This is a genomic window from Pseudomonas sp. zfem002, from assembly GCF_032621685.1.
Classification (GTDB): Bacteria; Pseudomonadota; Gammaproteobacteria; order Pseudomonadales; family Pseudomonadaceae; genus Aquipseudomonas; species Aquipseudomonas japonica.
The window spans coordinates 105942-127414 of the sequence record NZ_JAVYJH010000027.1; the positions used below are offsets into that span (position 1 = coordinate 105942).

Genomic DNA, 21473 nt, shown 5'->3' on the forward strand with positions numbered 1-21473 from the left:
TTACAGCTGCGTGCAACGCGAGGCCGTCCGCCTGTTCCCCGGGCCCGGCGCAGTCCGTATCCGATGTCATCAGCCTTTCGAATGGCCAGAGTGGGTGTGGAAACTTCAGCGGGATGCTCCGGCCTACAAGAACAAGACGGAGAACCTTCATGGCGGTCATCAGCGGCACTTCATCCCCGGGCAGCACGTCCGGCAAGAACATCACCCACGACGAGCGCAAGGTCATCTTCGCCTCGTCCCTGGGCACGGTCTTCGAATGGTACGACTTCTACCTGTACGGGTCCCTGGCGGCGATCATCGCCAAGCACTTCTTCGCCGGGGTCAATGAAACCACCGCGTTCATCTTCGCCCTGCTGGCCTTCGCCGCCGGTTTCGCGGTACGGCCGTTCGGCGCCATCGTCTTCGGACGCCTGGGCGACATGATCGGGCGCAAGCACACCTTCCTCATCACCATCATCATCATGGGCGTGTCCACCGCGGTGGTCGGCATCCTGCCCAGCTACGCCAGCATCGGCGTGGCGGCGCCGATCATCCTGATCACCTTGCGTCTATTGCAGGGCCTGGCCCTGGGCGGCGAGTACGGTGGTGCGGCGACCTACGTGGCGGAGCACGCGCCACCCGGCAAGCGCGGGTTCTTCACCTCGTGGATCCAGACCACCGCCACCCTCGGCCTGTTTCTCTCGCTGCTGGTGATCCTCTCCTGCCGCACCGTCCTCGGCACCGAAGCCTTCGAGGCCTGGGGCTGGCGGATTCCGTTCCTGCTCTCGATCCTGCTGCTGATCGTCTCGGTGTACATCCGCATGCAGTTGCAGGAGTCGCCGGTGTTCAAGCGCATGAAGGAAGAAGGCAAGGCGTCCAAGGCGCCGCTGACCGAGTCCTTCGCCCGCTGGGACAACCTCAAGGTGGTGATCATGTCCCTGCTCGGCGGTACTGCCGGCCAGGCGGTGGTCTGGTACACCGGGCAGTTCTATGCGCTGTTCTTCCTGCTGCAGACGCTGAAGATCGATCCGCAGACCGCCAACCTGCTGATCGCCGGTTCGCTGCTGATCGGCACGCCGTTCTTCATCATTTTCGGCAGCCTGTCCGATCGCATCGGGCGCAAGAAGATCATCATGGCCGGCTGCATCCTCGCCGCGCTGACGTACTTCCCGATCTTCAAGGGCCTCACCGAGTTCGGCAACCCGGACATCTACACCGCCCAGCAGCAGAACCCGGTGACGGTGATCGCCGATCCGGCGCAGTGTTCGTTCCAGTTCGACCCGGTGGGCAAGGCGCGCTTCACCAGTTCCTGCGACGTGGCCAAGAGCCTGCTGGCCAAGCGCGCGATTCCCTATGAAAACGAAGTGGGCGAGCCGGGCGCGGTGGCCCAGGTGCGCATCGGCAACAGCATGCTGCCGAGCTTCGACGGCAGTGCCTTGCCGGCGGCGGAGTTCAAGGCGGCCAACGATGCCTTCACCGCTACCCTGGGCGGTGCGCTGAAGAATGCCGGCTATCCGGAAAAGGCCGATCCGGCCAAGACCAACTACCCGATGGTGCTGTTGCTCCTGACCATCCTGGTGATCTACGTGACCATGGTCTACGGACCGATCGCCGCCTGGCTGGTGGAGCTGTTCCCGGCGCGTATCCGCTACACCTCGATGTCGCTGCCGTACCACATCGGCAACGGCTGGTTCGGCGGCTTCCTGCCCACCGTGGCCTTCGCCATGGTCGCGGCCACCGGGGATATCTACTACGGCCTCTGGTACCCCATCGTCATTGCCGTGATGACCGCGGTGCTGGGTATCTTCTTCATGCCGGAAACCAAGGACCGGGATATCGGCCATAGCTGAAGTCGAGGGTGTTGCCGATGGCCTCATCGCCGGCAACGCCGGCTCCCACAGGGACTGCATACGCCGCGAAACCTGTAGGAGCTGGCTTGCCTGCGATGAGGCCGGCAAGCCTTGCGCCGGGTCTCAGACGCCTTTGGTCGAAGGCAGCAGGATCGTCATGATCCCCAGCAACGGCAGGAACGAGCACAGGGTGTACACCTCGGTGATCCCGCGCAGGTCCGCCAGGTGCCCGAGCAAGGCCGCGCCAATCCCGCCGAAGCCGAACATCAGGCCGAAGAAGATCCCCGCGATCATCCCCACGTTGCCCGGCACCAGCTCCTGGGCATAGACCACGATGGCGGAAAACGCCGAAGCCATGATGAAACCGATGATCACGCTGAGCACGCTGGTCCAGAACAGGTCGGTGTAGGGCAGGGCCAGGGTGAACGGCGCCGCGCCGAGGATCGAGAACCAGATCACCGCCTTGCGCCCGATCCGGTCGCCGATCGGCCCGCCGAAGAAGGTGCCGGCCGCCACCGCGCCGAGGAACAGGAACAGGTACAGCTGCGAACTGGCCACCGACAGGTCGAACTTCTCGATCAGGTAGAAGGTGAAGTAGCTGGTGAAGCTGGTCATGTAGAAGTACTTGGAGAACACCAGCAGGGCCAGGATCACCAGGGCGAAGGTCACCCGGCGCTTCGACAGGCCGTGGGTGGCCTTGCTCCCCTGCTTGAGCTTGAACAGGCTGAGGTGGTTGCTGTACCAGCGGCTCAGCTTGTACAGGACGAACATGGAAAACAGCGCCACCAGGCCGAACCAGGCGGTATGCCCCTGGCCGTAGGGAATGATGATCGCCGCCGCCAGCAGCGGGCCGAACGCCGAGCCGGCATTGCCACCGACCTGGAAGGTCGACTGGGCCAGGCCGAAACGGCCACCGGAGGCCAGGCGGGCGATGCGCGAGGCTTCCGGGTGGAAGGTCGATGAGCCGATACCCACCAGGGCCGAGGCCAGCAGGATCGAACCGAAGCTGCCGACGAAGGCCAGCAGGACGATGCCGATCAGGGTGCAGATCGAACCCACCGGCAGCAGCCAGGGCTTGGGATGGCGGTCGGTGTGGTAGCCGACCCAGGGCTGCAGCAGCGAGGCGGTGAGCTGGAAGGTCAGGGTGATCAGGCCGATCTGGGTGAAGCTCAGGCCATAGCTGCTCTTGAGGATCGGGTAGATCGATGGCAGCACCGCCTGGATCAGGTCATTGACCAGGTGGGCGAGGGCGCAGCCGGCGATCACCTGCATCACCAGCGGACTGCTCTGGCTGCTGCTGGGTGTGGCGGAGAGGGTTGAAGCGGTGGTGCTACTGGCGGACATGCTGGACCTTCCGGAGAGTCACGCGGCACACAAGGGGAAATGTGCTCACAGGGGTTCAGGGTTATGGATGCGGAGCTTATGCTAGGGACCCTCCGCGCGCCTGTCTCGCGTGATTGGGACAACGACTGTCGAGAAACGGGCAAGATGATCAGACCACTGGACGAATTCCTTCGCGATATCGACCTGGCCGACTGGACCCTCAGCAGCAGCGCCACCGATTACCCGGAGAACTGGTACATCCAGCCGCACTGCCACGAGAAGCACCAGCTGATCTACGCCATCGAGGGTGTGATGGTGGTGCATTCGGCGCAGAACCAGTGGACCGTGCCGCCGAGTCGCGGCATCTGGATGCCCAGGGGGCAGGTGCATTCGATCCGCTGCGTTGGCGCGGTGAAGATGCGCAGCGTGTTCGTCCAGGCTGACGTGCCGTGCGAATTGCCCCAGCAGACGTGCGCGGTGAGCATTTCCAGCCTGCTCAGCGAACTGATCAAGGTTTCCGTGGGCATTCGCCATCCCCATGGACCGAATTCGCGGGAGGCGCGGGTGCTGCGCCTGATCCTCGACGAACTGCAGATCCTCCCGACCCTGCCGCTGAACCTGCCGCAGCCGACGGATTCGCGTCTGTGCAGGATCTGCACGGCGCTGCAGCACGACCCTGGCGACAACTCGACCCTGGCCGACTGGAGCGCGCGCCTGGGCCTGGATGAAAAGACCATCCAGCGGCTGTTCCACCGCGAGACCGGCATGACCTTCGGCCAGTGGCGCCAGCAGGCGCGGCTGCTGCTGGCGCTGGAGCGGATTGCCCTGGGTGAGAAGATCATCGAGGTGGCGGGGGCGCTGGGGTATGACAGCCCCAGTGCGTTCAGTGCGATGTTCAGGAAGCACTTCGGGCGTACGCCGAGTCAGTTCTTTCGCTGATTTTTCGGGTGTTCAGGGTAAATGTCCTTTTGCCATCATTGGTGACGCTCTAGAATCCGTGCTCGTACTCCCATCGTGGAGACGTCGTGAATCACTCAAGGAAGTTGTCATGCACATTGGAAAAGCCCTGGGCCTGTCCCTCGCCCTGACGCTGGGCGGCTGCGCCAGCTTTACCTCGGACCAGGTAGCCCCGGTCAATCTGCCTTCGATGGCCAGCTATTCGAACAAGCCGAACGTCTACGTCGATTTCGACTTCTACCAGGGCGAGCCCAATGGCTCGTCGGTGGAAATGCCGCAGGCACGCGACATGCTCCGGCCCAACCTGCAGAAGACCCTCAACGACTCCGGCCTGTTCGGTCGCATCACCCTGGACGAGTTCCAGAAGCAACCGGGTGACTACACCCTGCGCCTGAAGGTCTACAACCACGGCGCCAACGGCGGTCAGATGGTCCTGGCGTTCATCAGCGGTTTCAGCATGATGGTGATTCCGGCGGTGGCGACCGACCAGTACACCATGACCCTGGAAACCGTGGACGAGCAGGGCGCATCGCTGAAGAGCGCGAGCAACCACGACCAGATCAACACCTGGATGGGCATCTGGTTCATCCCGATGATGGGCAAGACCCCGGCCTCGGCGGTCAACGACACCTTCACCCGTCAGGTCAATGCCTTGCTCAAGCAGATGGTGGAAAGCCAGCAGCTGAAGTACTCGACGCTGGAACAGCGCACGCCGCGGGCGTGATGAAAAAAGAGCCGCGAATGCGGCTCTTTTTTTACGCTTACTTCATCGCCTGGATGAACAGCGGATCGCTGTACAGCGACTTCAGCAGGTCCTGCACCATCGGGTTGTAGGCATTGGCCGCGGCCGGAATGGCGATGGGGCCGAAGAAGCTGCTGTTCCAGGTACGGGTCACGTACTTGGTCTCGTCGTATACCACCTGACCGCTCCTGCTCAGGGTAAAGCGCGCACCCAGCTCGCCGTCGCCAGTGGCCATGCCGGCGGTGAGGTTGCTCTTCACCACCAGTACGTCGAGATGACGCTGCGATTTCGCATCGAGCAGGCCGGCGCGGCCCAGTTCGTCGTTGATCGCTTCCTGGATGTGCTGGGGGATGCTGCCGCTGGGCGAGCGCACGGGGTTGGCCCGCACTGTCAGCGAACCCTGGCCGCTGCCGGCCTGAACCTGGGCGCGGTCGACCGCCTGCAGCGGGGCATGTTCCTTGAGTTGCTGGACGTTGGCGTAGCTCGGTTCATAGCTGGTCATGGTTACGCCACAGCCTTGCAGGACCAGGATCAGCGGAACGAGCAGAAGGGATTTCTTCACGGTACTTCCTTGCGTACGAATCGGAGCGTGGATTATCCGGTGATGGCTGTTGGCTATCAAGTCGCTGCGCTGCTCTTGCGGGCCTCATCGCTGCGGCTCGGCGCCCCACAAGCCCGCTCCGACAGGGACCGCGCCACTTCAAGGGCATTGGAGAACGTTCACGGTTTCAGAGGGACTGCAGGAACTGCAACAGCGCTTCACGCTCTTCCCGGGTCATGGCGCTGAACCGATCGCGTGCCACCCCGGCTTCCCCGCCATGCCAGAGTACCGCCTCGCTCAACGTCCGGGCCCGGCCGTCATGCAGATATCCCGCCCCCGGATTGATCCGCTCGATCAGCCCAATCCCCCACAACGGTGCCGTGCGCCATTCCTTGCCGGTCGCGAGAAAGTCCTCGCGGTCATCCGCCAGGCCGTCGCCCATGTCATGCAGCAACAGGTCGGTATAGGGCTCGATGACCTGCGTTCCAGCCTGCACGCGCGGACGATGACAGACAACGCAGCCCGCCGAGGCGAACAGCGCTTCCCCGCGCTGCACCCGCTCTCGATCCCTGCGCTGCGGAGGCGCCAGCTGCGACAGATAGAACTGCAGTTCCATCAGTTGCATTGCGGTCACTTCCGGTTCCCCGCCACTCAGCGCCTTCTGGCAATCGCGCTGCTGCGCCGCGCAGTTCTGCCGCGGATACAACAGTGAGGTGATTCCCAGATCCCCCTGCAAGGCACTGGCGATCTGTTGCATCAGGTCCGGCTGATTGGCCTTGAGCCCGAAGCGCCCGGGTTCCAGGCGCTGGCGCTCGACGCTCCAGACCTGGTTGACCCGCCCGCGTACCCCATCGGCCTTGGGCTCGGCGGCCATGCGCTGCAATTCCTCGGCACTGACCGCTGCCAGCAGGCCCAGGCCGAACACCGGCGTGCCGACCCGCGCCGAGGTTCGAATGTCGCCCAACGGCCCGTAGCCCAGCTCGCTGAACAGCAATTGCGGCCGGCGCAGGCTCAGCGTCTCGCCATCCGCCAGCACGACAGCGTGTTCCTGCCAGCGAATCCGTGCCTGACCCTCACCCCGCACCCCGGGAATCCCCAGTTCGTTGAGCTGGTCGCCGTAGGCTGGATGCGGCCGTGGCCCGCCATGGGCATCCCGCCCCGCTAGCGACAAGCGCACCAGCATGCTGCGCATCGGCGCATCCTCGTCCAGCGGCGCCTGGCCGCGGCCATTCTTCGGATGGCAGGCGATGCAGGTGAGGCGGTTGTACAGCGGCCCCAGGCCATCCACCGCGTCGTCCCGCGACGGCGCGATGACCCAGGCCTGGCGGAACAGCCCGCGGCCCTTGAAGAAGCGCTCCAGCTGCGCCTCGTCGTCGAGGCCCGGCAACGGCCGCGAGAAGGCCTCGCGGTCGGCCCGGGCACCGCTGGAGAGCAGCGCCAGCAGCAGGAGCAGCCAGAGGCGCGTCACAGGCCCATCTCGTCCAGCACGCGCGCCGCTTCGGCATGCCGGGTGGCGGCGTGGAACTGCCAGGCGATTTCGCGTCGACCCAGTTCGTCCTGGTCGCTGACCGGCTGCTGCTCCATGCCGCTGTCCTGACGGGCGCCGAACAGCTGCAGCAGGTCCGCCGAAGCGGCCTGGCCGGCGCTGAGCGGCGGCACGCTGAGGTACTCGCGCACCGCCTGCAGGTCGCGGCCCATTGCTTCGCCGGCATGCACCCGGGCCCACAGCGCGGTCAGGCGCTCATGGGGCTGGCCGAGCCATTGCACGAACAGCGAGGTGACCAGCGCCAGGCGCTCGCGGGAAGCGTCCTGGTAGCGGTAGGGTGCGGCGAACGGATCGTGGTAGCCCGCCGGCAGTTCGGCGTAGACGCTGGGTCGCACCGGCAACTTGCGGATATCCGGGTCGGCCAGCAGCTTCTGCCCGGCATCGGACAACACGAAGCGCACGAACGCCCGTGCGCCCGCCACCTGTTTCGCCTCCCGGGTAATGGCGATATGTGCCGGGTTCAACCCGCCATGGGCCGGATAGACGAAGCCTACCGGCTGGCCGTTGCTCACCGCCGAGGCGACGAAGAAGTCGATGGACAGGCCCACCGCCGCGCGCCCGCTGGCCACCTCGTCGCTGACCAGGGTGCCGCCGCGGCTGACCAGCCGCGACTGTCCGGCTATCTCGCTCCACAACGCCCAGCCACGCTCCCAGCCGTAGGCCTGGAGGACGATATCCAGCAGCACCGGGGCGAAGCCGACCCGCCCCGGATCGGGCAGGGCGATGCGCCCGCGCAGGCGCGTATCGAGCAGGTCGGTCCAGTCCTTGGGTGCCTCGATACCCAGTTCTTCGAGCATCCGTGGGTTGGTGGCGAAGCCGTAGCCGGCCAGTTCCGTGGCCTGGTAGCGGGCCTCGCCATCGCGCAGCGCGGTGGCGCCGATCTTCGCCGGCAAGCCCTCGAGGTCGACCCCCAGGGGTTGCCAGCCACCATCCCTGGCGAGCCGGGCGAAGTTGCCCGGCGACGGTGCCCAGTACACATCGACGCCACCCTGGTCCGCCTGGCGCAGCAAGGGCAGGGCATCGAAGCCCTGGCGCCAGAGGATCTGCAGGCGGTAGTCGGGATTGGCCTGGTCGAAGGCTTCCTCGAAGCGGCTCATCATTTCCTCGGGGTAGCTGGTCAGCACCACCACGGGTTGCGCCGCCGCCGCGAAGGCGCTCGCCGGGCCCAACGCCCAGGCGAGCAGCCATGCCCTACAGCGGAACATTGAACTGCACGAAGTAGTTGCGGCCGATCTCCGGGTAGCCCTCGCTGTACTCGTAGAGGCGGTCGAACAGGTTGCGCACCCCGGCTTCGACCAGCACGTCATTGCTGAAGCGGTAGCCGCTCTTGAAGTTGTATACCGCGTAGCCGCCGGACATCTGCGTGCCGTCCGAAACGTTGTAGCGCTTCGAGGCCGCTTCGGCGCTGCCGGTCAGGCGCCAGGCGTCGTGGTTCCAGGTGGCCGAGGCGAACAGGTTGTGGCGCGGCGTGTCGATCGGGTGCAGCTCGGGATTGCTGCGGTTCTCGCGGTCGAGGAAGGTGTAGCTGGCGCCCAGTTCCCAGGCGCCGAGATCACCCTTCAGGCCCAGCTCGACGCCCTGGTTGCGCGCCTTGGCGATGTTCTGGTACTGCCCGCAGGGCGCTGCGCAATCGAGTTGCGCCGGCACCGTGACCTGCTGGATCGAGTCCTCGATATTGGCCACGAACAGCGCGGCGTCCAGGCTCCATTGCGACGTCAGCGCACCGCTGTAGCCCAGCTCGTAGTGGGTGGCGCGTTCCGATTTCAGGTCGGGGCTGGGGATCACCGTGCCGAAGCGGGTCGAGTAGCGGTCCTTGATGGTGGCGAAGCGGCTCTTGCGCGACACGGTCAGGCGCACCTGGCCGTTGTGCTCGATGTCCAGCAGCGGCCCGGTGTTCATGAACAGGCCGAGCTGGCTGTTGACCGCGTCGTCGCTGCCGGTGGGCTCGTCGTACAGGGTCTTGCGCCGTGGCGAGGTGCTGTTGGTCCCGTAGTTCTCGGCGTCCAGGCTCTTGCGGTAGTTGTACGAGACACCGCCGACGAGGCTGAAGATCTCGTTCAGGCGCAGGGTGTCTTCCAGGGCGATGGACTGGGTCTGGTCGCGGAAATGGGTCTGCGGGTCGCTGCCGTCGCGGGAGCGGTGCACGTCTTCCTTGAAGTGGTAGGCCACGCCCAGGCGGTTGCCCTCGCTGATGGCCAGGTCACCTTCGACGGAGAAACCGCTGGATTCGTCGTCGTACTTGCTTGGGAACCCTGACTGCAGCGCGCCGGGGATGCCGTTGTTGTAGACGAAGCTTTCCAGCGAGTTCTTGAAGGTGTCGTGGTAGACCCGGGTCTTCAGGCCGTGTTCGCCGAAACGGGTGTTGGTGGCGAGGAACAGACTGGTCTTGTCCCACTGCGGCCATTCCCACCAGCGCTTGCGCTGGCCAGTGGCGGGCAGGTCGCCGGCGTAGGGCGGCTGGCCCTTGCGGCCTTCCTGCTGGACGTAGCCGAGGACGTATTCGTCGGTCTCGTTGGGGGTGAAGCCGAGCTTGAAGCTGAACTTGCCGTCGCGCTTGTCGCTGTTCTCGCGCCGGCCTTCGCCCTGCTGGTTGTTGGTCGGCTCGAAGGCGTCCGGCAGCAGGGTGTAGTCGTAGTCGACATAGGAGACGCCGCCCTGCATCCACCAGTTGCCCTGGTTGCTGCCGACGTTGGCGTAGCTGCGATAGGCATTGACGTTGCCGTGGTCGGTCAGTTCCAGGCCGCCGCCGACTTCGCCCTCGAAGGCCTGGGTGGGGCGCCGGGTGACCAGGTTGATCGCCCCGCCCAGGGTGTTCGGACCATACAGCAGCGAGGCGAAGCCCTTGGCCACTTCGATGCGCGACAGGTCGTAGGTGGTGAAGCGGCCCAGGTCGATATTGCCGTCGTAGGGCACGTAGGTGGGGATGCCGTCGATATACACCGGCACTTGCAGGCGGTCGAAACCGCGCACGTAGACCACCTGTTCGGCGCGGCCGCCGATGTAGCTCTGGTTGACGCCGGGGGCCAGGGCCAGGGCGCGGTCGACGGTTTCCCGGTCGTGCAGGCGGATGTCCTGCAACTCGACCACGCTGCTGCCGGTGGCGAGTTTGTCGTCCTGCGGGGCGGAAATCCGGATTTCGCCGAGGCTGAAGGGCTTGCTGTCGTCGGCGAAGGCGGACGCGGTGCTGATGGCGGCGATGGCCAGCACCAGGGTACGGGGGGTGAAGGGCTGCATGACTGCTCCGTGTTTTCTGGCGCCGGTATTGCTGAGAGGGTGCCCTGGGCCTGCTTCGCAGGCCTTCGCGAGCAAGCTCGCTCCCACCGGGGCCTGACGCGGCTTCCCCTTGTAGGAGCGAGCTTGCTCGCGAAGGGACGCGGAGCGCCCCAAAACCAGACGACATTTGTCGTCCTGAACACCGCCTACAACACACCGACGCCTATCGTTATATGTTTTTGTATACAGCGATATCCGCAAAACAGCCCGGGCCTTCCTCCCCGAAGACATCGAACCGTTGGAATTCCTGCGGATGGGGCCCGGCACAAGGCCGGACCGCGGCGAATACTAGCGCTGCCAGGCGCTCGCTGACAACGCTGTATATTGAAATATATAACGATGCTGTCGTGATGGCAGTGCAGCGAGGGCGTTTGCGGCATACCCTGTGGCTTTGCTCCCGGGAAACACACCCTTCGATGTCACTCGCCTATCTCAACGCCCTGCGCGCCTTCGAGGCGGCCGCCCGGCACCAGAGTTTCTCCGCCGCGGCGGCGGAACTGAACGTCACTCCGGCAGCGGTCGGGCAGCAGGTGCGCAGCCTGGAAGCCTGGCTCGGCATGCCCTTGTTCCTGCGCGTCGGCAGTGGCACGGCGCGGCTGATGCTGACCGATGTCGCCCGCGCCGCCCTGCCGGATATCCAGGCCGGCTTCGATCGCCTCAGCGTCGGCCTGGCGCGCCTGAAGGACGCCGGCGTGCAGGCCGGGCTGACGGTCAGCGTCAGTCCGGCGTTCGCTTCGAAATGGCTGCTGCCGCGCATCGAGCGTTTCCAGCAGGCCCATCCGCGCCTGGATGTGTTGCTGGACACCAACGCACGCTCGGTGGATTTCCAGGCCGAGCGGATCGATGTCGGGGTGCGCTACGGCGCCGGCAAATGGTCAGGGCTGACGGCCGTGCATCTGCTGGACGAGACGATGTTTCCGGTGTGCGCGCCGGATTATCCGTTGCTGAAGCAGGGCCGGCTGACCGCGGCGGCGCTGGCCCGGTGCACCTTGATCCACGACCTGTCGATGGCCAGCGACCCCGATTACCCGACCTGGCGGATGTGGCTGGATGCATCCGGCTTCACCGCGATCAAGGCCGACCATGGCCTGCGCATCAACAACTCGGCGGCGGTCCTGCAGATGGCCATGGACGGGCAGGGGCTGGCCCTGGCGCGCAGCGTGATGGTCAAGGACGACCTGGACGCCGGACGGCTGATCCGCCCGTTCGCCGACAAGGACCTGGATTGTCCGCTGACCCAGGCCTACTACGTGGTCTATCGGCCGGAGTGCGGGGAGTTGGCGAAAGTGCGCGCGTTTCGCGACTGGCTGCTGGACGAAGCGGGACAGTAGCCGGGGTGAGCAGAGGGAAACTTTGCGCGCGCATTGTGGCGTTTTGCTATTTGGACTAGCGTGCTAGGCGCGACAGCGCGTGCGGCGTGTCAATCACAAGGAGCGATGCAATGGCCAAACGGATTTCCATTGGCGGCAAAGTGGTGGTGTTGATCAAGGACACTCTCGACCTCGCCGATATCTCGACGTTCTTCATCATCGGGCATGGCACCAAGGTCGCCGGCAAGTTCGTGGTCAACATGGAAGTCAACTTTCCCTGGGGTATCGACAACTACGGTTGGTATGAATGGGATACCGGCTTTCCCTTGAAGTCGATCTATACCCATTACCGCCAGGGCATTCCCATCGGGTTGACCCAGAGTACCCATTACGAAATCAAGCGCAAACCCCGTCACGGTGCGATGGCCGACTCGCTGACCACGCCGTTGCTGAGCAAGAGCGTGAATGAAATCCCCAATATCGACCTGACGGTGGATGACCTGACGGTCGACTTCTGCGAAGAGATGCTCAACACCTTCTACACCGAAGGCGGCGCGGAGGATGATGTGGGCGTGGTGTGTCTGCAGGGTGCCGCGAAGCTGGCCGATGTCTTTCGTTATCTGAGCCTGGCGATGAAGGGCAGTTACGCCGATTTGCTGGTGTTCTGCCTGTGCTGCAGCGTTAAGAAGGGCGAGGAGCATGAGGCGGATAATCGGGCGGCGGGGTATGTGAAGCTTTAGGTTCTGGACCAACTGTATGTTTGCCAATCGGCGTACGTCCAATCGGCGTACACCGATCCCCGTAGGAGCTGGCTTGCCTGCGATCGGCGGCGCAGCCGTCGGAAACCCTGAATCCGCAGTGGGCCTGGCACCCTGTGGATACTGGTTTTACGACTGCTTTGCAGCCGATCGCAGGCAAGCCAGCTCCTACAGGTTCAGCGCCAGACCGACAAAGGCCCCATGAAGCGATCCATTGCCTACTCGGCAACCTCGGCCTTCTTCAGACACCCCTTCAACAGCGAGTCCACCAGCGCCAGAGCGATTTCCAGCGAATGCTGGGTCGCCCAGGCCAGACCGCGGGTGGGCGGATCCGCCGATTCGCAGACCTGAAAGTTGGTTTCATACGCCGACGTCAGGGAGGTCGACAGATGCACCAGGGCATCTTCCATGGACGCGCCGTCGCATACGGCGAACAGCGGGGGATGGCTGCCGTTGCAGGTGGCGAAGTGGGTGTGGGCGGTGGTGGGTAGCGGTGGATCTGGAACAGGTTTAATCATCGTTGACTCCCTGGGCTGTAAGGAGCCACCACGCAAAGTGACCAAACGATGGGTGGCGACTGTACACAGGTTGGTCAACCGGCGCCCAAGGATACCGGCGCGCCCGAGGGCGCCCTGCGCACAGCCGCCATAACTCGACATGCCAGCCACTGAAATGGCAGCAAGACCGAATTGAAACGCTCGTGCGTATTGGGCTCAGGTGACCAAACCTGGTCGCTGATGTGCAGCGACCGGCGAAGACTAGGCACTGATTTCCAAGAACGCAACGGCTGATACGGCGCGGGATTATGCTTGGGAAATTGCCTACAAAGAAGTCGGATGTTGATGAAGCATTGTCGCTATATGCAACACCCTACCGTGTCACTGGAGGGGCGCGTTCTGGATCGGCGGCACTGCCGGCGAAACATCCACATCCCGCACCACCCCCTCATCATCCACCGCCACCACCAGACAATCCGCCGCGTTCTCCTGCATGACCCGTTTCCCGCCCTGATCCCCCCGCAGGTCCCTCAACCCGGGCCAGAACCGCCGGCCAAACAACACAGGATGCCCCCGCTGGCCCTGGAACGTCGGCACCACGATCCGTCCGACCTCCGCCAGATCCCGCAACCTCTCCAACGTCCCCAGCTCAATCCACGGCATGTCCCCCAACAGCACCGCGACTGCCTCGAACGCCGTGCCTTCCAGCGCCCGCACACCCGCCGCGAGGCTCGCGCCCATGCCTTCATCCGCGAGCTTGGCGCGCACCACCGTTACCCGCGGGTCCAGCCCTAGCGCCTGCGGATCATCGTCCGGGCGCAGCACTACCCAGACGTTCGGGAAGGCTTCCAGGGCCCGTGCCAGCGTCGCCGCCAGCATCCGCGCGCCGGACGGCAACAGCGCGACCCGCTTGTCACTGCCGAACCGGCGCCCGCGCCCGGCCGCGAGGACCAGGGCCACGCACTGCGGGGTCATGTCTTTTGAATGCATGGCGTGGACTCCCGGGCCTGGCTTGGCCGAGTCAGGCGAGGAAATCCGCCGTGGTCGGCTCCGGCGCCGGGGGATCCTGGCGCAGGTCGGCGAGGACCGCCGCGGTGCAGACGCCCGCCAGGCCCACGCTGGCCAGGACGATTTCGCCCAGCAGCATGCCCGTGACCAGGAGCAGCAGGGCGAGACGAGAGAAGGTGAACATGGGGCCTCCCGGCAGTGACGTATTCCTGTAACAGGATATTGCCCGAGTGGCGTCACGTCGCATAGTCCCTTGGGTATTGCCTAGGACACCGGCTGCTTCAGCAGGCTCTGCAACGAACGGTCGAACTGGCGCAGGGCATCGGCCTGTACGGCCTGCTCTTCATCCAGCTGGCGCATCAGGTCGGCGCTGCCGATGTCCTTGTGCGCGCTGCCTTCGGCGCGGCCGATATAGGTCAGCTGGCGATCGAAGAAACGTGCGACCACGCGGGCCTGCAGCGCTTCGCTGTCGGCACTGGCCAGCTGGCTCTGGGCATCGAGCAGCACGATCACGTCGGGACGGTCGGCGAGCAGGGTGTCGAGGTCGTCGTAGAAGGTCACCTCGGCAAACTGCTGCGCCAGCGAGTGGGCCAGCCAGGTGTAGGCCTGGGTGCCGCCGAGGGTCGCTACCGGCGTGGCCCGCGGGGTGTCCGCGCTGGCCTGGTCGCGGTGGCGTTGCAGGTAGTCGAGGGTCGCCGCGGCATTGCGTCCGAGCAGGACCGCCACATGCTGGCCGTGGCTCAGGGCCACGCTGGAAAGTTCGGTGGCCGAGTAGAAGTGGCCCTCGGGTTGGCTGGCCGGGACGGCGCAGCCACCGAGGGCGGCCAGCAGGGCGAGGAGGGCGGCGATCATGCCGGTTTTCATGATGGGGTCCTTGGCGTGGAAGCGGATGTCGCTATTTTCTGCGCCGCGCCCGGACGGGGGAACTTGATGGCAGCGATGGTGGGTATCGATGGGATCGATTAGGGGCTGGCGGATCGATCGGGTTGCATCGCTGCCAGTGTCGGCAGGGGATCTGCACAGCTTTGACGGCCTGTCGGGGAAGCGCATCAAGGCCGTCAGGTGCCTGTCTTGAGGCTTGCAGCGCTCTTGAGATCGAGCGCCGCCCGCGCGGCGCATCGCTGTGCATGACGACACCCTTCTAGCGCCCTCAAGATCGAGCGCCGTGCGGACGGCGCTCGATCTCAAGAGCGCTGCAAGCCTCAAGACAGGCATCTGGCAGCCCTGATGCGCTTTCCCGCCAAACATGGACACCCTCCCCGGCAAATTGCTTTGCACACAATGATCGCTTAGAGTTCGACCATTCAAATGGCTATATGCCATTAACCGGAAACCTACATTCCCACTGAGCGATAGCCATCTCTCTGATCAGCAGGATGCCTGGGCGTGTGCATAAGGATGTGTTCATGTTTTCCGTGCAACGGGCTGCCGTTCTTGTCTGCTTGTTTTCCGCGTGGGCGTGCGCGGCGCAGGGTGCGGATCGCGCCGAGCTGATGGCCGTCTACCGCCAGGCGGTGCAGCACAATGCCGAGATCGCCGCCGCCCGTGCCGACTTCGCCGCGCGCCAGGAAGCCCTGCCGCAGGCGCGGGCCAATCTGCTGCCGGCGCTGAGTGTCGGCTCGAGCCTCGAAGCCACCCGCCTGACCCGTGACCAACCCGCGCTGAGCCGCGCCCGCAGTGGCAGCAGCCTGCAGGCCAACCTCAAGCAGCCGGTGTTCAATGCCGCCTTCTGGTTCGAACTGCAGGCCGCCAAGGCCGATACCGCGCAAGCCGCGCTGGAGCTGTCGGCGAAAGAGCAGGCACTGATCCTGAAGAGCGCCGAGGTCTACTACGAAACCCTGCGCGCCGGCGACGAGCTGGCCGCTTCGTTCGCCGAGGAGGCGGCGTTCCGCCAGCAGCATGACCAGGCCCGGGCCCGGCTCAAGGGCGGGATGTCGAGCATCACCGATGTGCTGGATGCCCAGTCGGCCTACGACAATGCCCTGGCCAACCGCAAACTGGCGCAGCGCAAGGTCGACGATGCGTTCGAGCAACTGATCCGCCTGACCAGCAAACCCTACGCCAGCATCCAGGGCATGCGTCACCAGATGCCCGTGCAGGCCCCGATACCGGACGACACCCAGGCCTGGGTCGAGGTGGCGCTGCGGCAGAACCTGACGTTGCTGGCCAGCAACCTGGCGGTGCAGGCCGCGCAGGAAAACCTCAGTCAGCGGCGCGCCGGGCATGCGCCGACGGTGGATGCGGTGGTCTCCTGGCGGCGTGGCGACAACGACAGCTTCGGCTACACCAACCCCAGCGATTTCGGGCTCGACGGCTATGGTGGCAACGTCGAGCAGAGCAGTGTCGCGCTGGAAATGAACATTCCCCTGTTCAGCGGCGGACGCACCAGCTCCCAGGCCCGCGAGGCCTACCAGCGCCTGGTACAGAGCGAGGAACTGCGCGAGGGCCAGCGCCAGGAAGTGGTGCTCGACACACGCAATTTCTTCCGCGCGGTGAACTCGGATATCGAGCAGATCCATGCGCGTCGGCAGACCGTGCTGTCGAGCCAGGAGTCGCTGAAGGCCTCCCGGGTCGGCGCCGATATCGGCACGCGCAACACCGTCGATGTGCTCAATGCCCAGCGCCAGCTGTTCAAGGCGGTGCGCGACTACAACAACGCGCGCTACGACTTCATCCTCGACAACCTGCGCTTGAAACAGGCGGCCGGCAGCCTCGCCGCCGACGACCTGCAGGCCCTCGCCGACTACCTGAAACCCGACTACGAGCCGCAGCGTGACTTTCTGCCACCGGAGCTGATGTCCGCCTCCGATCCGCGAATGTCCCGGCGTTAGCCGTACCCGATGAATCCTCAGCACGGAAGCACTTATGCAGCAATCAGAGGCCGACCCGAGCCAGGCCCGTGGCGCAGTGGACACCGGACTGGCGTGCCTGGCCATGCTGGCGCGCTTTCACAATGTCGCGGTGTCTCCCGAGCAACTGGCCCATGAGCACCTGGCCCAGGGCGAGCGCTTCGGCCGCAGCGAGATCCTCCTCGCCGCGCGCCAGCTCGATCTCAAGGCCAGGGCGATCCGCACCACCCACGAGCGCATGGCCCGCACGCCATTGCCGGCCATCGCCTGTGGCAACGACGGCGGTTTCTTCATCATTGCCCGGGTCGACCAGGACAAGGTGCTGATCCACGACCCCCTGGCCCAGCGCCCGCAACTGATCGACAGCGAGCAACTGCAGGCACGCTGGAGCGGCGAGATGATCCTGCTGCGCTCCCAGGCCTCGCTGGCCGCCGAACTGTCGCGCTTCGACTTCACCTGGTTCATCCCGGCCATCGTCAAGTACCGCAAGCTGCTCGGCGAAGTCCTGCTGGTCTCGTTGGTGCTGCAGATCTTCGCCCTGCTGACGCCGCTGTTCTTCCAGGTGGTGATGGACAAGGTGCTGGTGCACCACGGCCTGACCACCCTGGATGTGATCGCGATCGGGCTGCTCGGCATCATGCTGTTCGAGACCACCCTGAGCGGCCTGCGCAGCTATGTCTTCGCCCACACCGCCAGCCGCATCGACGTCGAGCTGGGCTCGCGGCTGTTTCGCCACCTGGTGACCCTGCCGCTCTCGTACTTCCAGGCGCGCCGGGTCGGCGACTCGGTGGCGCGGGTACGCGAGCTGGAGAACATCCGCAGCTTCCTCACCGGCAATGCCATCACCCTGTTGCTGGATGTGCTGTTCTCGGTGGTGTTCATCGCCGTGATGTTCTTCTACAGCGGCTGGCTGACCCTGGTGGTGGTGCTGTCGCTGCCCCTGTATTTCCTGGTTTCGCTGTTCATCACCCCGCTGTTGCGTGCCCGCCTCGACGAAAGTTTCGCCCGTGGCGCGGAAAACCAGGCGTTCCTGGTGGAGACGGTCAACGGCATCGACACCCTCAAGTCGATGGCGGTCGAGCCGCAGATCACGCGCAAATGGGACAACCAGCTGGCGGCCTATGTCAGCGCCGGCTTCAAGACCCAGACCCTGTCCACCCTCGCCAACGAAAGCGTATCGCTGATCGGCAAGCTGGTGACGGTGGCCACGCTGTGGCTGGGCGCCCGCCTGGTGATCGAAGGGCAGCTTTCGGTCGGCCAGCTGATCGCCTTCAACATGCTCGCGGGACGGGTGGCGCAGCCGATCATGCGCCTGGCCCAGTTGTGGACCAACTTCCAGCAGACGGGGGTGTCGGTGCAGCGCCTGGGCGACATTCTCAACACCCAGACCGAACTGTCCCAGGCGACCCGCAGTGCCTTGCCGGCGCTCAAGGGCCGTGTCGAGTTCGACCAGGTGCATTTTCGCTATCGGCCCGACGGCTCCGAGGTGCTGCGCAGCGTCAGCCTGGTCATCGAGCCGGGCGAAGTGATCGGCGTGGTCGGTCGCTCGGGGTCGGGCAAGAGCACCCTGACCCGCCTGCTGCAGCGCCTGTACGTGCCGGAGCGGGGGCGGGTGCTGGTGGACGGCATGGACCTGGCGCTGGCCGATGTCTCGTCGTTGCGCCGGCAGATCGGCGTGGTACTGCAGGACAACATGCTGTTCAACCGCAGCATCCGCGAGAACATCGCCCTGAGCGATCCGGGCACGCCGCTGGAGGCGGTGATGCACGCGGCGAGGATGGCCGGCGCCCATGACTTCATCCTGGAGCTGCCGGAGGGCTACGACACCATCGTCGGCGAGCACGGCGCCTCGCTCTCCGGTGGCCAGCGGCAGCGCGTCGCGATCGCCCGGGCGCTGATCGGCAACCCGCGCATCCTGATCTTCGACGAAGCCACCAGCGCCCTGGACTACGAGTCGGAGCGGATCGTCCAGCAGAACATGCAGAGCATCTGCAAGGGCCGCACGGTGATCATCATCGCCCACAGGCTCTCGGCGGTACGCGATGCCAACCGTATCGTGGTCATGGACCGCGGACAGATCGTCGAGCAGGGCAGCCACGCGCAGCTGCTGGCCCTCCAGGCGGGGTACTACTCGCGTCTGCACCGTATGCAGCAAGGATGAATGAGCATGGCTGAACCCTCCGCCAAACGTGAACTCTGGCAGCGCTACCGATATGCCTGGAGCCAGGCCTGGCGTCGGCGCAAGGAACTGGATGCGGCGCCGCGCCTGGCCCATGAGGTGCAGTTCCTGCCCGCGGCGCTGGCCCTGCAGGAACAGCCGGTGCATCCGGCGCCGCGCTATATCCAGTGGCTGATCATGCTGTTCGCCGTGCTGGCGCTGGCCTGGGCCTGCCTGGGCGAGATCGAGGTGGTGGCGACGGCGCGCGGCAAGGTGGTCGCCAGCGGCAAGAGCAAGACCATCCAGCCGAGCGAGGTGGCGGTGGTCAAGGCGATCCGCGTCTATGACGGCCAGGAGGTCAAGGCCGGCGATGTGCTGGTGGAACTCGATGCCAGTGTCTCCGGCGCCGACGTCAGGCGCCTGCGCAGCGAATTGCTCGCCGCGCAGGTCGATCGCGCGCGGGCCAGCGCCCTGCTCGAAGCGATCCAGGGCAACCGCGAGCCCGGCCCCCTGGCCGCCTACCTGCCCGACGCCGGCCCCGAGCAGGTGCAGGCCGCTCAGCGCTGGCTGCAGGGCCAGTACCTGGAAATGCGCAGCGCACTGGACCAGGTGAGTGCCGAGATCGACCAGCGCTCGGCGGAAATCCAGTCGGCCCGGGCGATGGTCGCCTCCCTGCAGAAGACCCTGCCGATCACTCGCCGCCTGGCCGAGGATTACCGTGTCCTGCTCGAACAGCAGTATGTGCCGCGCCATGCCTACCTGGAAAAACAGCAGGCCTTGCTCGACCAGGAGCGCGACCTGGCCGTGCAACAGGCGCGGGTGGTCGAGCTTTCCGCCAGCCGCAAGGAGGCCGAGCGGCGCCGCGAGGGCACCCTGGCACAGACCCGGCGCAGCATGCTCGACCTGCAGCAGCAGGCGCAGCAGCAAGCCGCCTCGCTGACCCAGGAGCTGAAGAAGGCCGAGCAGCGCGACCACCTGATGCGCCTGGTCGCGCCGGTGGATGGCACCGTGCAGCAACTGGCGATCCATACCGTCGGAGGCGTGGTCACGGCGGCGCAGGCGCTGATGGTGGTGGTGCCCAGCGACCAGCCGGTGGAAGTCGAGGCGATGCTGGAGAACAAGGACGTCGGTTTCGTCCGTGAAGGCCAGCAGGCGACCGTGAAGGTCGAGACCTTCACCTTCACCAAGTACGGCACGGTCGAGGGCGAGGTGCTCAGCGTCTCCAACGACGCCATCGAGGACGAGAAGCGCGGCTTGATCTACAGCAGCCGCGTGCGTCTGCTCAAGGACTACATTCGCGTGCGCGACCAGCAGGTGGCGTTGTCGCCGGGCATGTCGGTCACGGTCGAGATCAAGACCGACCGGCGCAAGGTCATCGACTACTTCCTCAGTCCGTTGCAGCAGTATGTGGACGAGAGTCTGAGGGAGCGCTGAGGGCATTTGCCCCGGCCTGGCCCCCAAGGGGCGCGGGTGAACCCGCACATCGAAAGGTCCCTGCTTGAACCGATGGGTTATGTACCGTTCCATGTGCCGGCGTGGAGGCCGCTAACGATCATCTGAGGTCGGTCAATTCCTAGTGTCCTGCCAGATAAATCCTACAAATTCTCAAGATTCTACCTGCTGATACCCAAGCCTATTTCCAGCAACGATCTGCCCCTTCGCCCTGGGACTCATTTCCCGGCGGGACTCTTTCAATAAAAAGACAAGGAAGCAGACGCATGGCTCTCGGCTACATGATTCGCATGGGCGACAAGACCACTTGTGGTGGGCAGGTACTGGACGGTCACCGCAGGTTCATCATCGAGGGCATGCCCAGGGCCCGTGAAGGTGACCCGGTGTCCTGCGGGGTCACCGGGCAGGTCTACCAGATCGTGGGGGGTGTCGAGACATTCACCGATGACGGGCGCCTGGTCGCCGGCAACCTGGACAGCGTCAGTTCCTGTCCGTGCCGGGCCGGGCTGTTGCCGAGCTGCAACTTCTCCTACCAGTCCAGCAAAGGCCTTGGCGCCTCGGGAGCAGGCCGGACAGCGAGCAGCGCAGCACCGTCCGCAGCGAGGCAAGGCTACACCTCGGGTTCGGCCAGCCAGACCTCGGCAGCCAGCGCTGCCATGGCCGACTCCACACCACGCACCGATACCGAAATCGCCGAACCAGGCTTCTATATCGTCCCCAACAGCATGTCCCGCAGCGCCCTCGAAGCGGCCCTGTTCGACAAGCCCTCGCTGGAAACCCTGGCGATGTTCCGTGCGCTGAATCCCGGTCAGGGGAGCATCAAGGGCGGGTCGATGATCATCCTCAGCGATCCGCGTAATCAGACCTGCACCCGCGAAGAAGCACTGCTGATGGAGGCGGCCGCCATCGTCAACGAGGCGTTGAAGCCTCTCAACGAGGATGAAGCTGATTTCATGGCTCGCCACCATGACGAAATCTCTACTTTCCTTGCCCATTCCGCTGCTGCGGTCGGCGTGGGCGAGGCCATGTTCTCGCGCAATCTGAACAATGTGAAAACCAATCTGGAAGAGATCCAGGACCTCTACGGAAACTCCGAACAAGTTACTCATCAGCCGGAAATTGGCGGCTTAGGGATGCCGAAAAGCCCGATTTTCAGCCGCTGATTATTGGATAACCAAGGCAAAGCCTTGGTCATCTGCCGTTACGGGCGCACCTCGCCCGGAGCAGTCA

18 protein-coding genes are annotated in these 21473 nt (G+C 65.0%); 9 read left to right on the forward strand and 9 right to left on the reverse strand.

Annotation, left to right across the window (positions count from 1 at the left end):
* The first annotated feature begins 149 nt into the window (after positions 1-149).
* Complete coding sequence (locus tag RTI28_RS25945; protein WP_316923134.1) at positions 150-1829, forward strand: MFS transporter; 1680 nt, start codon at positions 150-152, stop codon at positions 1827-1829.
* Between the two features lie 123 nt (positions 1830-1952).
* Here the strand turns inward: RTI28_RS25945 and RTI28_RS25950 are convergent, their stop codons facing one another.
* A complete protein-coding gene (locus RTI28_RS25950; RefSeq protein ID WP_316923135.1) occupies positions 1953-3173 on the reverse strand; it encodes an MFS transporter in 1221 nt (406 codons plus the stop codon).
* Positions 3174-3317: 144 nt separating this feature from the next.
* On the opposite strand from RTI28_RS25950, the gene RTI28_RS25955 reads away from it, so the two are divergent.
* Both RTI28_RS25955 and RTI28_RS25960 read left to right on the forward strand, forming a co-directional pair.
* Positions 3318-4091: a helix-turn-helix transcriptional regulator gene (locus tag RTI28_RS25955; protein ID WP_316923136.1), complete on the forward strand. Its 774-nt coding sequence runs from the start codon at positions 3318-3320 to the stop codon at positions 4089-4091.
* 109 nt (positions 4092-4200) lie between these two features.
* Positions 4201-4833: a hypothetical protein gene (locus RTI28_RS25960; RefSeq protein ID WP_316923137.1), complete on the forward strand. Its 633-nt coding sequence runs from the start codon at positions 4201-4203 to the stop codon at positions 4831-4833.
* Positions 4834-4870: 37 nt separating this feature from the next.
* Here the strand turns inward: RTI28_RS25960 and RTI28_RS25965 are convergent, their stop codons facing one another.
* The 4 genes from RTI28_RS25965 to RTI28_RS25980 all read right to left on the reverse strand — a co-directional run bounded on the left by RTI28_RS25965 (position 4871) and on the right by RTI28_RS25980 (position 10172).
* A complete protein-coding gene (locus RTI28_RS25965) occupies positions 4871-5413 on the reverse strand; it encodes a hypothetical protein (RefSeq protein ID WP_316923138.1) in 543 nt (180 codons plus the stop codon).
* Between the two features lie 166 nt (positions 5414-5579).
* Entirely contained in the window at positions 5580-6860 is a 1281-nt protein-coding gene (locus RTI28_RS25970) for a di-heme oxidoredictase family protein (RefSeq protein WP_316923139.1), read from the reverse strand.
* Positions 6857-8143, reverse strand: a complete 1287-nt coding sequence (locus RTI28_RS25975; protein ID WP_316923140.1) for an ABC transporter substrate-binding protein — start codon at positions 8141-8143, stop codon at positions 6857-6859. The genes RTI28_RS25970 and RTI28_RS25975 overlap by 4 nt, the downstream gene beginning before the upstream one ends.
* A complete protein-coding gene (locus RTI28_RS25980) occupies positions 8130-10172 on the reverse strand; it encodes a TonB-dependent receptor (RefSeq protein ID WP_316923141.1) in 2043 nt (680 codons plus the stop codon). Before RTI28_RS25980 ends, RTI28_RS25975 begins: the two co-directional genes overlap by 14 nt.
* A gap of 455 nt (positions 10173-10627) precedes the next feature.
* Here RTI28_RS25980 and gcvA point away from each other — a divergent pair, with 455 nt between their 5' ends.
* Both gcvA and RTI28_RS25990 read left to right on the forward strand, forming a co-directional pair.
* Complete coding sequence (gene gcvA, locus RTI28_RS25985; protein ID WP_316923142.1) at positions 10628-11542, forward strand: transcriptional regulator GcvA; 915 nt, start codon at positions 10628-10630, stop codon at positions 11540-11542.
* Between the two features lie 110 nt (positions 11543-11652).
* Positions 11653-12261, forward strand: a complete 609-nt coding sequence (locus tag RTI28_RS25990) for a hypothetical protein (RefSeq protein WP_316923143.1) — start codon at positions 11653-11655, stop codon at positions 12259-12261.
* 236 nt (positions 12262-12497) lie between these two features.
* On the opposite strand, the gene RTI28_RS25995 is transcribed toward RTI28_RS25990, so the two are convergent.
* The 4 genes from RTI28_RS25995 to RTI28_RS26010 all read right to left on the reverse strand — a co-directional run bounded on the left by RTI28_RS25995 (position 12498) and on the right by RTI28_RS26010 (position 14648).
* Positions 12498-12797: a DUF3077 domain-containing protein gene (locus tag RTI28_RS25995; RefSeq protein ID WP_316923144.1), complete on the reverse strand. Its 300-nt coding sequence runs from the start codon at positions 12795-12797 to the stop codon at positions 12498-12500.
* Between the two features lie 360 nt (positions 12798-13157).
* The gene (locus RTI28_RS26000; protein WP_316923145.1) at positions 13158-13766 is read right to left on the reverse strand and encodes a nucleotidyltransferase family protein; all 609 of its coding nucleotides are present in this window, start codon (positions 13764-13766) and stop codon (positions 13158-13160) included.
* Positions 13767-13797: 31 nt separating this feature from the next.
* Positions 13798-13968, reverse strand: coding sequence for a hypothetical protein (locus tag RTI28_RS26005; protein WP_316923146.1), 171 nt, complete (start codon positions 13966-13968; stop codon positions 13798-13800).
* A gap of 80 nt (positions 13969-14048) precedes the next feature.
* Entirely contained in the window at positions 14049-14648 is a 600-nt protein-coding gene (locus RTI28_RS26010; protein ID WP_316923147.1) for a hypothetical protein, read from the reverse strand.
* A gap of 542 nt (positions 14649-15190) precedes the next feature.
* Here RTI28_RS26010 and RTI28_RS26015 point away from each other — a divergent pair.
* From RTI28_RS26015 to RTI28_RS26030, 4 genes are all read left to right on the forward strand, one after another.
* Positions 15191-16615, forward strand: coding sequence for a TolC family outer membrane protein (locus RTI28_RS26015; protein ID WP_316923148.1), 1425 nt, complete (start codon positions 15191-15193; stop codon positions 16613-16615).
* Positions 16616-16649: 34 nt separating this feature from the next.
* Positions 16650-18794 (forward strand): type I secretion system permease/ATPase, encoded by a 2145-nt coding sequence (locus RTI28_RS26020; protein WP_316923149.1) that lies wholly within the window; start codon positions 16650-16652, stop codon positions 18792-18794.
* Positions 18795-20225 (forward strand): HlyD family type I secretion periplasmic adaptor subunit, encoded by a 1431-nt coding sequence (locus tag RTI28_RS26025; RefSeq protein ID WP_316923150.1) that lies wholly within the window; start codon positions 18795-18797, stop codon positions 20223-20225.
* 284 nt (positions 20226-20509) lie between these two features.
* Positions 20510-21406, forward strand: a complete 897-nt coding sequence (locus tag RTI28_RS26030) for a PAAR domain-containing protein (RefSeq protein WP_316923151.1) — start codon at positions 20510-20512, stop codon at positions 21404-21406.
* Positions 21407-21473 lie beyond the last annotated feature (67 nt).